Consider the following 12342-nt stretch of genomic DNA (forward strand, 5'->3'; position numbering starts at 1 on the left):
ATAGTGGCTATAATATGTGCACTTATCAGTAATCTGCAGAATGCCTTTAGCAATGAGAAACTATATAATGTTGCCTATTTTACATGTTTCTCTGTGATAATAATAATCATAGCAAGAGGGTTCTATATAGGAGTTGATTTGGCCAGTAGTACTATAGTGAGAGCTAGTGATTTTATGGCGGCATTAATGCCGGTTTTAATAATGCTTTTAGCAAGCATGGGAAATGTGGCTCAAGCAGTAATGATGGATCCTGTAATAATGGGATTCTGTTCCATTGGTTCAAAACTTTATGCATCAGTGATCATACCAATAGTATGCATGAGCTTTGTATTAGAATTTGTTAATAATATTTCTGATGAACACAATATTGGAAATTTGACTACATTACTTAGAAAATTTGCACTTTGGGCACAGGGATTATTATTGACTATATTTGTAGCTTTCTTAACTATAAAAGGTTTTACAGCAGAAGGATTAGATTTAGTTACCACAAAAACTGCAAAATTTGCAGTGGATAATTTTATACCAATCGTAGGAAAAACCTTATCGGATGCCTTTACTACTGTAGCAGGTTACACTTATTTATTAAAGAGTTCAATAAGTATAGTAGGTGTAATAGTTATTTTATGTTTACTCCTTATCCCTATAATTAAAGTGATGACTATGGGAATTATGTATAAAGTAGTAGCAGCTTTATTAGAACCTGTAAGCAATAAGAAAATAACTTCTGTAATTAATTCATCAGGAAGTTCTATGATGCTTTTGGGGGGATGTGTTATTAGTGTAGGAATAATGTTTTTAATCATGATATCTATTGTAGCTACAACAGGTAAAGGTCTGGCCTTTATGTAATAAACCATAGATAAAGTAGGTGGTAAATTGATAGAATTTTTGAAAAGTTGGATAATAACTATATGTATTGCGGTATTTTTTACTACAGCAGTACAGATGATCTTACCAGATGGAACTATTAAGAAATATTGCAATTTTGTACTAGGATTGATAGTTTTTATTGTGATGTTAAATCCAATAGTAAAGTTATTTAATAATAATTTGGATATTAATTCTCTAATAAAAAGTTCTACTACTTTTATAGAGGAAAATACAAATACTAAAGAAGATTATGAGAAATACAGAAATGAAAATATGAATAATACCATGAATAATTTTAAGAAGAAATTGGAAAAGCAATTTGTAAATGATCTAGAAGGCTCTTTTGAGGGAGATAAGTATAAAGCAGATATTCAAGTTACTTATGATGAAGATGCCAATTTATTTGTTATTAATAATGTAGATATTGGTATAAATGATGGGAATGTAGAGAGGGTAAAAAAAATACAGATTGGAGATGATTCTATAGCTGTAGATAATCAAAATGAAATAGATGTAACTAAGGTAAAGGATATAAAGGATTTTGTTAGTTCTAAATACAATATAGAGAAAAATAAAATAAATGTGTATAGATCTAACTCAATATATAATGGAAGGTAAATTTTGAAAAATAAATAAGGGGAGGAGAAATTGGTGTTTGAAAAAATAAAAAATAGGATTACAGAAATAATTAAAAGAATAACGAAGAACAATTCTAAGGAAGTAGAAAACGAAAGTGGAGCTAAAACAAAACTAAAGCCTGTTACTATAACCAATCTAATAATACTATTTTTAGTTGGTGTATTGTTAGTTATTGTGGGAAGCATCTTTACTAAAGATGAGAAAGCTATGGTTAATAGTAATTCACAAAATGAGAATATTATTGAAGAAGCTAATTCGAAGTACATCTCGAAAGATAAGCTTGTAGGCTCAGCTGTAGATTTGGCTTATAAAGAAAAGATGGAGAATGAACTTATGTCTATACTTGAAAATATACAAGGGGTAGGAAAGGTTAATGTCATGATTTATTTTGAAAGTGGACAAGAACAAATACCAGTATTCAATCAAAATAATTCAAACAGCAACACTAAAGAGAAGGATACTTCAGGTGGTCAAAGAGAAGTAACTCAAGAAAATGGTGGAACTACTGTAGTTATGGAAAATAATGGTGAAAAAGAACAACCCTTTATTGTAAAAATTTACAACCCCAAGATAGCAGGTATTTGTATTGTGGCAGAAGGGGCTGGTGAACGAGTAACTGAATTAAGAGTAAGGCAAGCAGTTACAAAATTATTTGGTATATCTGATGATAAGGTACAGGTATATCCAATGAAAAAATAGCATATAATGTGTTAGAAAATAAATTTTCGGGGGGAACAATATGAATAAAAAACAAACTATAATTATCTCATCTCTTTTAGTACTAATATTATTTGCTGGATATTTAGCTACTAAGGTTAATGGACCTCTATATGTAACAGATGATCAGATCATAAATGACGGAAGTGTTAGTACTTCTACTTCAAGCTTTTTTACTGAAGCAAGACTTCAAAGAGACAATAAAACTTCACAAACTCTAAATTCTTTAAAATCTTTAGTGGATAATGAAAATACACCTCAAGATCAAAAGGCTCAAGCTGCTGATGAATTTAAAAATATAGCAATCCAATCTGATAAAGAAGGTAAAATAGAGCTTGCGCTTAAGGCTCAAGGATATGAAGATGCTATTTGTACATTAGATAAAGATAAGAATAGTGCTACAGTTATTGTTAAACATGATGGAGATCTTAGTGATCAACAAGTAAGACAGATTAAAGATGTAATTATGAGCAAAGCAGAAGCAAAGAATATAGAAATAAAAATAGCTGAAAAATAGTGGTTTTTAGTAGAAGCAGTGAACCTTAATCACTGCTTTTATATTTTACAGAATAGTACGTTATTTTATATCTGTATAGAAATTTTATATTATAGAATGTATAATGATAATTAGAGTTTTTATAATAATAAGTATAAATTTAAAGACAATTACATAAAATTTGTAAAGGGAACTACTATCTGATATAATGGGAATAATTAATTAGGACATATTTCTAAGGGGGTACTGAAAATGGAACAAAATACACATATTGAACAAGAAATCGGAATAGTAAAAATTTCAGATGAAGTTATAAGTGTTATAGCTGGATTAGCAGCATCAGAGATCGAAGGTGTTGCTGGTATGAGTGCAACTTTTGTGGGTGAAATAAGTCAGATTTTAACGGGTAAAAGGAATATTTCCAAGGGTGTAAAAGTTAGCGTTGAAGAAGATAGTGCTGTAATAGATTTATATACTGTGGTAGAGTATGGAGTTAAAATTCCTGAAATAGCAAGTAAAGTTCAAAACAATGTAAAAAACACAGTGGAAACTATGACAGGACTTAATGTTTCTTCAGTTAATGTTTACGTGCAAAACGTTATATTCCCCAAACCAGAAACACAAGAGGAAATAGAATAGTATTAACACCCTCTGAGTACAGAGGGTGTTTCTATGTAAATATATAGTAAAATTTTATGGATTGAGCTTAAATAATAGGTTATTATTATTGATAAATGGTAATTATAGAAGTAAGATATAATAAATAGAATATTAGCGGAGGTAATTTATGAATAGAAGAAAAAGTAGAGAAATATGTGTGAGATTATTATTTGAAATGCTAATAAATAAGGAAGAATATCTAGAAATAATACATAATTTTAAAGAAAATACTGATGAGAACATAGAGGATGTGGATTTTAGTTATATAGAAAGAATTTTAAGTGGAGTTTCTAAAAATAGTAGTGAAATTGATGAAACTATAACTAAATATCTTGTAAAATGGAAGATAGAGAGATTGCCTAAAATGAGTTTAGCAATTTTGAGACTGGCAACCTATGAGATATTGTTTGAAGAAGATATTCCTAATAAAGTTTCAATTAATGAGGCGATAGAACTTTCAAAGAAGTATTGTGATGACTCTGCTCCAAGTTTTATAAATGGAGTGTTGAATAATATTATTAAAAGGTAGGGGTTGATTAATATGGGAGAAAAACTAAGCGGGAAAGATTTAGCAAAGAACTACAGAGAACTAATGAAAAGTGAGATCAAGAGTCGAGTTGACTTGGGAACAAGACCTCCAACACTAGCTTCCATCATTGTGGGAGAAGATGGTGGTTCTATTTCTTATGTTAAAAATCAACAAAAGCTTAGTGAAGAGGTAGGAATTAACTACAGAACCATAAAATTTGAAGATACCATTACAGAGAAGGAATTATTATCTGAAATAGAAAGCTTAAATAGAGACAAAACTGTGGATGGAATAATGATACAATTACCATTACCAAACCACTTAAATGTAACTAATATAACAGAAGCAATAGCTTATGAAAAAGATGTAGATGGATTAACAGATGTGAATTTCGGAAGATTTTACAAAGGAGAAAAATGTTTTATTCCATGTACTGCAAAAAGTGTATTGAATCTAATTAAATCTAAATGCGAGAATATAAAAGGAAAGAAAGCAGTTGTGGTGGGAAGAAGTAACATAGTTGGAAAACCAGCTGCAAATTTATTATTAAATGAAAGTGCCACAATAACCATATGTCATTCAAAAACTGTGAATCTTAAACAGGTATGTAAAGAGGCAGATATCTTAGTTATTGCTTTAGGTAGACCAGGTTTTATAAATAATGAATATGTAAAAGAAGGTGCTATAGTTATAGATGTAGGTACTACTATGGTAGAGGGCAGGGTAAAAGGAGATGTTAATTTTGATGATGTAATTGATATAGCATCTTATGTAAGCCCAGTACCAGGAGGAGTAGGTGCAATGACATCAACACTGCTTATGAAGAATACCTATGAGGCTTGGTTAGAAAATGTACAGTAAGATACTAACGGTAACAGCGGTAAATAATTATATTAAGAAAGTTATAGATAGCGATTTTATTCTTAAGAATTCTAATATAAAGGGTGAGTTATCTAATGTAAAGATACACAGTAGTGGTCATATATATTTTTCCCTAAAAGATAATTTTGCAAAGATAACTTGTGTAATGTTTAGGACGGCTACTTCTAATTTGAAATTTATTCCTAAAGATGGTATGAATGTTATAGTAAGTGGAAATATTTCAGTATATGAGAAAGAAGGAGTTTATCAACTTTATTGTAATGACATGTCTATTGAAGGAGAGGGAGAATTATATTTAGCCTTTGAAAAGTTAAAACGAAATTTAGAAAGTGAAGGACTATTCGATAATTCAAGAAAGAAACCGATTCCTAAATACTCTAAAAGAATAGGTGTAGTTACATCCCCTACTGGAGCTGCAATTAGAGATATAATTAAAGTATCAACAAGGAGAAATTCTAAGGTTGATATAATTATATATCCATCTTTAGTGCAAGGATTAAATGCTGCCACAAATATAATAGAGGGCATTAAAAAATTAAATGAAATAGATGATATAGATGTGATTGTATTAGCTAGAGGTGGAGGCTCTATAGAGGAATTATGGTGCTTTAATGAAGAAAGTGTTGCAAGAGCTATAGCAGCTTCGAAAAAGCCTATTATTACAGGAATTGGCCATGAAACTGATTTTACTATTTGTGATTTTGTAGCGGATTATAGAGCAGCAACGCCTTCTCAAGCAGCAGAGATAGCTGTATATCATAGGGAGAGCTTAGTGAACAATATCAATAGTTGTAGAAGCAATATGGAGAACATCCTTAAGGTGAAAGTCAATAGAGAATTCATGTATTTAGATAAACTTTACACTACTCTTAGACTAAATAGCCCCAATAATTATATTTTGAATCAGCATAGTAAACTAGAGGGGTATAGGAGTAAACTACAGTTTCTAATTAATATGAATATGACTAGATATAAGAGTGCTATAGACAAACTAAATCATCAATTAGTAGCAAATAATCCCTTATTCATACTAAATAAGGGCTATGGACTTATAATGGACATTAACAATCATAACATTTCATCCATAGAAGAACTAAAAAAACAAAATGTGGTTAACATTAGATTAAAGGATGGCACAGGAGCGTTTAAGTTAGAGTATTTGGAGGATTAATATGGCAAGAAAAAAAGAAAGTTATGAAGATAAAATTATAAAACTTGAGAATCTATTAGAGAAGATGGAAAAAGAAGAACTTACACTAGAGGAATGTATCAGTAAATATGAAGAAGGCATGAAGTTGTATGGTGATATATATAATCTTCTACAAGAGGCTGAGGGGAAAATTAAGATATTTACTGAACAAGGGGAAGAAAACTTTCAATTAGAAAATTAATTAATTATAGAGAGGTAAATATGGAATTTGATATATATAAGTATAAAATAGAACAATGGATTATTGAATATTTTAATGCCAAAGGAAGTGAACTTTCTCAATTTGTAGAACCTATGGTATATAGCCTTCAAGTAGGTGGAAAGCGTATAAGGCCTATACTGATGATGACTACATATAATATATATAAGACAAATATAGATGAAGTGTTGCCTTTTGCTGGTGCTATGGAAATGATTCATACATACTCATTAATTCATGATGATTTGCCATCCATGGACAATGATGATTTAAGAAGGGGAAAACCAACTAATCATAAGGTTTTTGGGGAAGCAATGGCCATATTAGCTGGAGATGGACTTCTAAATGAGGCTATGATTGTTTTATTAAAACAGTGTTTAAGTGGAGATAAAAACAAGATAGAGGGAAGTTATAGAATAGCTGAAGCCGCTGGTATTGAAGGTATGATAAAAGGTCAAATTATAGATATCAAAAGTGAAGGTAAAGTAATAGATGAGGGCACACTGTTGGAGATGCATAAAAATAAGACTGGTAAATTAATAAAGGGATCTATTGTTGTGGGTGCTATTTTAGCAGGAGCTCCAATAGAGCATATCTATATATTTAATGAATTTGGAGAAAAATTAGGATTAGCATTTCAAATTAAAGATGATATATTAGATATAGAAGGAAATGAGGCTCTGTTAGGAAAAACACAAAGCGACGGAGAGAATAATAAAGCTAATTTTGTAACTATGTATGGTATAGATAAATGCAAAGAAATCTGTAGTACATTAACAGAGGAATGTTATGAACTCTTAGGTAATATTCATCTCAATACTGAAAAATTAGAGTATATGACTAAATATCTATTGGATAGAAAATGTTAATAACACACCATTATTAAGAAATATTTCATTTTTAAAATTTCTTTAATTGTGGTATAATTTTATAGAGTGGTGCAGTATTCTAGTCAGGTAAGCATTTTTGAGGGCGGGGCTAAAAATCCGTCAAAGGGCACATCGATGAAGCTTCTTGTGCTGGCTTGTGACGCCCAGTTATGGGCTGGTGCTGGGAGAAAGATAATGGGGCAGCCGCAAAGGCATGCGCTACTGACCCTACTATCGTGGAGACCATTGTATGTGCTTGGGGAGAGATGCCCTGAGTACGGCAATGGATTAAACCTGCATTGTGGTAAACTGAGCTATGTGCAGTGTAGCCTGCCTTGAGTGAGGTGGGGAGAGGTGAGACAGATTGCGTTACTCCGGCCAGAGTAAAGTAATTATTGCTTGCTGAAACCTAGTTTGCAAAAGAGGATAAAAAGATGCCTAACTGTCGGGGAAATCTCCTAGACTGTTTGTAAAAAGCATATTAAGGATTGCAGTGTGGACTAAGTGGTAATCTAGCCCTGTAGCATGGAAACACTACAGATAAGATATTAAAGGGAAACCGTCAAAATGGCGACAGTTTGATTATCTTATGGGAAAACCTGCTAGACCTAAGCCGCAAATTTAACTTAGTATGCTACCACTTTTCATTTATTTTGGGAGGACAAAATTGGAAAGCCAGAGTATTAAACTTAAAAGAAAAGGTAAAAATAATAAGAAGAATATAAAAAAAAATAATAAAGAAGCAGTTTGGATATTTAAAACAATTATATACACTATGATTATTAGTGGAACTGCTTCATTGCTGTCAGAATCTACACTTCCAAATGTCAATGCACCAGTGGCATTTTTCGTATTAGTGTTGATTATTTTTTTAGGTGTAATTTTTGATATTATAGGTACAGCTGTAACTGCAGCGGATGAAGTTCCTTTTCATGCCATGGCTTCAAAAAAGAAAAAAGAAGCTAAAATTTCTATAAAAATGATTAGAAATGCTAGCAAAGTTTCTAACTTTTGTAATGATGTTATAGGAGATGTATGTGGTATAATTAGTGGTTCAGTGGGAGTTGTAATAGTAGCAAAGATAATTTCAATTTATCCACAAACAAATGAAGTTCTAGTTGCCACACTAGTAAGCTCGATGATAGCAGGAGCTACAGTTGGAGGGAAAGCTATGGGCAAAAAAGTAGCTATAGGTAACAGCAATAAAATTATACATTCTGTGGCTAAAATAATATATTTTATAAGAAGAGGATAGAAACAATGGCAAAATATTTAGATGATTACAAGAGCTTTAGACAAATTAAAGAGATGAAAATAGATGAATTAGAAGAGTTTGCAGAAGAAATAAGAGAATTCCTTATAGATAATGTATCCAAGACCGGAGGGCATCTAGCATCTAATCTTGGAGCAGTTGAACTAACCATTAGTTTATATAATGTATTTGATTTTGATAAGGATAAGCTTATATGGGATGTAGGTCATCAGAGTTATGTACATAAGATACTTACAGGAAGAAAAGATAAATTTTCCACATTAAGAAATTTTGGTGGATTAAGCGGTTTTCCAAAGAGAGAAGAAAGCAAATATGATATGTTTGAAACAGGACATAGCAGTACATCTATATCTGCAGCAGTAGGAATGGCACGAGCTAGAGATTTAAAAAATAAGAAACATAATGTGCTAGCAGTAATAGGTGATGGAGCGTTGACAGGAGGTATGGCTTTTGAAGCCCTAAATGATATAGGATATAAAAATACCAAAATGATTATTATATTGAATGATAATCAAATGTCAATCTCTGAAAATGTAGGTGGTATGTCAACTTATTTGAGTGAATTAAGAATGGGAACCATATACAATAAGTTTAAAAATGAATTTAACTCAGCCTTAGAAAGAATTCCGGGAGTAGGTAAAGGAGTTATTAATTCTGTAAATAAGGTAAAGGACTCTGTTAAACAATTAGTGGTTCCAGGAATGCTATTTGAAGATATGGGAATAAAATATTATGGACCTATTGATGGTCATAATATTAAAGAGTTAAGCAAAGTCTTTAAAAAAGCGCAAAAGGTTCAAGGGCCAGTGTTAATACATGTAATTACTAAAAAAGGTAAAGGCTATGAATTCGCTGAAAAATTTCCTCATAAATTTCATGGTGTTGGTCCTTTTAATTGTGAAAGTGGTGAGTTTTTAGGTAGTGGTGGCAAATCTTATTCTTCAGTATTTGGAGAAACCATGGTAAAATTAGCACAAAAGAATAAAAATGTGGTAGCTATTACTGCGGCTATGCCAGAAGGTACTGGACTAGAGGAGTTTTCGCAAGTACATCCTGATAGATTTTTTGATGTGGGTATAGCAGAGCAACATGCGGTTACCATGGCAGCTGGAATGGCTGCAGAGGGACTAAAACCTGTATTTGCTGTTTACTCTACTTTTCTACAGAGAGCATATGATCAAATAGTTCATGATGTAGCACTTCAAAAATTACCTGTTATTTTTGCAATAGATAGAGCTGGAATTGTTGGGCAAGATGGTGAAACTCATCAGGGAATATTTGATTTATCCTATTTAACGCATATACCAGATATGACAGTTATGAGTCCAAAGTGTACGGAGGAATTAAGGTATATGATTCAATATGCTGTGACTCAAAACTATCCGATAGCTATAAGGTATCCTAGAGGTGGGGATAGAAAAGATGTTCAACTTTCACCTATGACTTTTTTTAGACGAGGGAAATGGGAAGTACTTGGTAATAAAGAAGGAAAAATTGCTATTATAGCTGCTGGAAAGATGGTACAAACTGCTATGGCAGTTAAAGAAAAATTGTTAGAAGAAGGAATTAATTCTACAGTGATTAATTCTTGTTTCATTAAGCCTATTGATGAAGAGCTAATAAAAGAATTGGTTAATGATGGGTACGCCATAATAACTATTGAGGATAATGTAATTACAGGTGGATTAGGCAGTGAGGTATTACAGTATATAAACTTACAAGGGTTAAGTGCTAAAACAATGAATTTAGGATTTAAGGATGAATTTGTTCCTCATGGAAGTGTAGATATTTTATATGAAATTCATAATTTAGACGTAGATGGAGTTTATAAAAGTATTTTAAGTATTTTATAGTTATAAGGAGAAAAAATGACAGAGGATAAAATGAGATTGGATTTATTGGTATACAATAAGGGGCTAGTGTCCTCTAGAGAACGTGCAAGAGAGTATATAACTAGTGGAAAAATATATGTTAATGGAATTATGGAAAAGAAGTGTGGGAAAAAAGTGTGTAGTAATTCCAATGTTGAGATAAGAGGAGAAATAATTCCTTATGTAAGTAGGGGAGGTTTAAAACTCCATAAAGCACTAAAATCTTTTAAGATAAGCTTAAAGGATAAAGTGTGTTTAGACATTGGAGCATCTACTGGAGGTTTTACTCACTGTATGTTAGCATTTGAAGCTAAAAAGGTATTTGCTATTGATGTGGGAAGAGATCAATTAGTATCTCAATTAAAAGAAGATAATAGGGTTATTTCTATGGAGAATACAAATATAAGGGGAGTAACTAAAGAAACTATAGGAGAATTATGTGATTTTGCTTCTATAGATGTATCATTTATATCATTGACAAAGGTAATACCACATGTGCTTGAATTGTTAAAATCAAATGGAGAAGTAGTCGCACTTATTAAGCCACAATTTGAAGCAGGTATAGGAAAGGTATCTAAAAAAGGAGTGGTTAGAAATATAAAAATTCATGAAGAAGTTATTTTAAATGTTGTAACTTTTTTAATTGAATCAGGATTACACATTATAAATTTAGATTATTCTCCTATAAAAGGACCTAATGGAAATATTGAATACTTAATATACTTTAGTAAAGACAATAATCTAATGAAAAATTTTGATGTGAGGCAGGTATCCTATATAATTTCGAGATCACATGCAGAGCTTGATAGGGAGGGCATATGAAGAAGATTGGGGTCAATATTAATTCTTCAAAAGATGAAAATGAGAAGATACTAACTTATGTATGCAAAATTATTGAAGAGACATTTCCAAAGGCACAGATTTTTATATACAAAGATGGGAAAGATTTAGAGAACAAAAGATGTAGTGAATTGGATGTATTAATAGTTTTAGGTGGAGATGGTACAATTTTAAGGACTGCTAGAAATTCATATAAGTATGAAATTCCTATACTAGGAGTTAATATAGGGCATTTAGGGTTTTTATCTAGTGTAGAGTTGTCTCATTTTAAGGTAGCCATGGAAAATTTAAAAGAAAAGAATTTCAAGGTTGTAGATAGAATGATGATAAAATGTAATGTAAATAATGAAAAAACTCAAGATTTTGCGGCATTAAATGATATTGTATTAACAAAAAGTACCTCAAGTAGAATGGTAACTTATGACATATATGTAGATGATAGTTTTTACATAACATATAAGGCTGATGGCCTGATTATTTCTACACCTACAGGGTCTACGGCTTATTCATTGTCTGCGGGAGGTCCTTTAGTATATCCTACTTTAAATTTAATTAGCTTAACTCCTATATGCCCAATATCTTTCGGGGCAAAAACTATGATATTGGATGGACGTAGTGCAATAAAAATAAAATTAAATCATGAAAAGGAAAATGTATTTTTAGCTTGTGATGGGGAGATAATGCTGGAATTAAACAAATATGATGAAATAGAGATAGAGGCCTTAGAGAAAAAGTGTAAGATTGTTGAATTTGATGATTATGATTATTTTAAAATTTTAAGGAATAAGATTATTTCAAGGTCTAGAGACTGTGAGGGTGATAATTAATGAAAGAAAAACGTCAAGATATAATATTAGAAATTATAAAAAGGAAAGACGTAGAAACTCAAGAAGAATTGGCAGAAGAGTTAAAAAGTAGAGGAATTAATGTAACTCAGGCTACGGTTTCAAGGGACATAAAAGAGCTTAATCTAATAAAAATACTATCGCATAATGGTAAATATAAATACGCACAGGTATCTAAGGGCAGAAATACCAATATAAATGCATTGGCAACTATTTTTTCAAATACAGCATTGTCTATAGAAAAAGTTGATAAACTTTTGGTAGTTAAAACTATATCTGCATCAGCATCTCTAGCAGCAGAAGCTATAGATTCCTTTAATTTAGAAGGTGTAGCGGGAACCATAGCTGGAGATAATACTTTATTTATATTGGTCAGAACTGATGAAAAAGCAGAGGAATTGCTAAGGGAAATTAAAAAATTAATAAATGAATAGGATGG

General features: G+C 31.3%; 15 protein-coding genes. All 15 read left to right on the forward strand.

The annotated features are described in order from the left end of the window. Positions 1–852, forward strand: an 852-nt coding sequence (gene spoIIIAE / locus ACI48Q_RS06885) for a stage III sporulation protein AE (protein WP_474918345.1), incomplete at its 5' end; no start/stop codon positions are given. A 27-nt stretch (positions 853–879) separates the two neighbouring features. After that, the gene (spoIIIAF, locus tag ACI48Q_RS06890) at positions 880–1491 is read left to right on the forward strand and encodes a stage III sporulation protein AF (RefSeq protein WP_474918346.1); all 612 of its coding nucleotides are present in this window, start codon (positions 880–882) and stop codon (positions 1489–1491) included. A 33-nt stretch (positions 1492–1524) separates the two neighbouring features. After that, entirely contained in the window at positions 1525–2211 is a 687-nt protein-coding gene (gene spoIIIAG, locus ACI48Q_RS06895; protein ID WP_474918347.1) for a stage III sporulation protein AG, read from the forward strand. 40 nt (positions 2212–2251) lie between these two features. After that, positions 2252–2746, forward strand: a complete 495-nt coding sequence (locus tag ACI48Q_RS06900; protein ID WP_474918348.1) for a SpoIIIAH-like family protein — start codon at positions 2252–2254, stop codon at positions 2744–2746. Between the two features lie 231 nt (positions 2747–2977). After that, positions 2978–3364 carry an Asp23/Gls24 family envelope stress response protein gene (locus ACI48Q_RS06905; RefSeq protein ID WP_474918349.1) on the forward strand — a complete coding sequence of 129 codons (387 nt, stop codon included), beginning with the start codon at positions 2978–2980 and terminating at the stop codon, positions 3362–3364. Between the two features lie 148 nt (positions 3365–3512). Continuing rightward, complete coding sequence (gene nusB / locus ACI48Q_RS06910; protein ID WP_474918350.1) at positions 3513–3914, forward strand: transcription antitermination factor NusB; 402 nt, start codon at positions 3513–3515, stop codon at positions 3912–3914. 12 nt (positions 3915–3926) lie between these two features. Further along, on the forward strand, positions 3927–4775 hold the full coding sequence (locus ACI48Q_RS06915; protein WP_474918351.1) for a bifunctional 5,10-methylenetetrahydrofolate dehydrogenase/5,10-methenyltetrahydrofolate cyclohydrolase: 849 nt from the start codon (positions 3927–3929) through the stop codon (positions 4773–4775). After that, positions 4765–5967, forward strand: coding sequence for an exodeoxyribonuclease VII large subunit (gene xseA, locus ACI48Q_RS06920; protein ID WP_474918352.1), 1203 nt, complete (start codon positions 4765–4767; stop codon positions 5965–5967). Before ACI48Q_RS06915 ends, xseA begins: the two co-directional genes overlap by 11 nt. 1 nt (position 5968) lies before the next feature. Then, positions 5969–6187: an exodeoxyribonuclease VII small subunit gene (xseB, locus tag ACI48Q_RS06925; RefSeq protein WP_474918353.1), complete on the forward strand. Its 219-nt coding sequence runs from the start codon at positions 5969–5971 to the stop codon at positions 6185–6187. 20 nt (positions 6188–6207) lie between these two features. Next, complete coding sequence (locus ACI48Q_RS06930) at positions 6208–7074, forward strand: polyprenyl synthetase family protein (protein ID WP_474918354.1); 867 nt, start codon at positions 6208–6210, stop codon at positions 7072–7074. A 667-nt stretch (positions 7075–7741) separates the two neighbouring features. Beyond that, the gene (locus ACI48Q_RS06935) at positions 7742–8329 is read left to right on the forward strand and encodes a hypothetical protein (protein WP_474918355.1); all 588 of its coding nucleotides are present in this window, start codon (positions 7742–7744) and stop codon (positions 8327–8329) included. A 5-nt stretch (positions 8330–8334) separates the two neighbouring features. Then, positions 8335–10200 carry a 1-deoxy-D-xylulose-5-phosphate synthase gene (gene dxs / locus ACI48Q_RS06940; protein WP_474918356.1) on the forward strand — a complete coding sequence of 622 codons (1866 nt, stop codon included), beginning with the start codon at positions 8335–8337 and terminating at the stop codon, positions 10198–10200. A 15-nt stretch (positions 10201–10215) separates the two neighbouring features. Continuing rightward, the gene (locus ACI48Q_RS06945; protein WP_474918357.1) at positions 10216–11040 is read left to right on the forward strand and encodes a TlyA family RNA methyltransferase; all 825 of its coding nucleotides are present in this window, start codon (positions 10216–10218) and stop codon (positions 11038–11040) included. Beyond that, the gene (locus ACI48Q_RS06950; RefSeq protein ID WP_474918358.1) at positions 11037–11885 is read left to right on the forward strand and encodes an NAD(+)/NADH kinase; all 849 of its coding nucleotides are present in this window, start codon (positions 11037–11039) and stop codon (positions 11883–11885) included. Before ACI48Q_RS06945 ends, ACI48Q_RS06950 begins: the two co-directional genes overlap by 4 nt. Continuing rightward, entirely contained in the window at positions 11885–12337 is a 453-nt protein-coding gene (locus ACI48Q_RS06955) for an arginine repressor (protein ID WP_474918359.1), read from the forward strand. The genes ACI48Q_RS06950 and ACI48Q_RS06955 overlap by 1 nt, the downstream gene beginning before the upstream one ends. The last annotated feature ends 5 nt before the right edge of the window (positions 12338–12342 follow it).

The organism is Clostridium sp. LXY-7 (genome assembly GCF_056172015.1).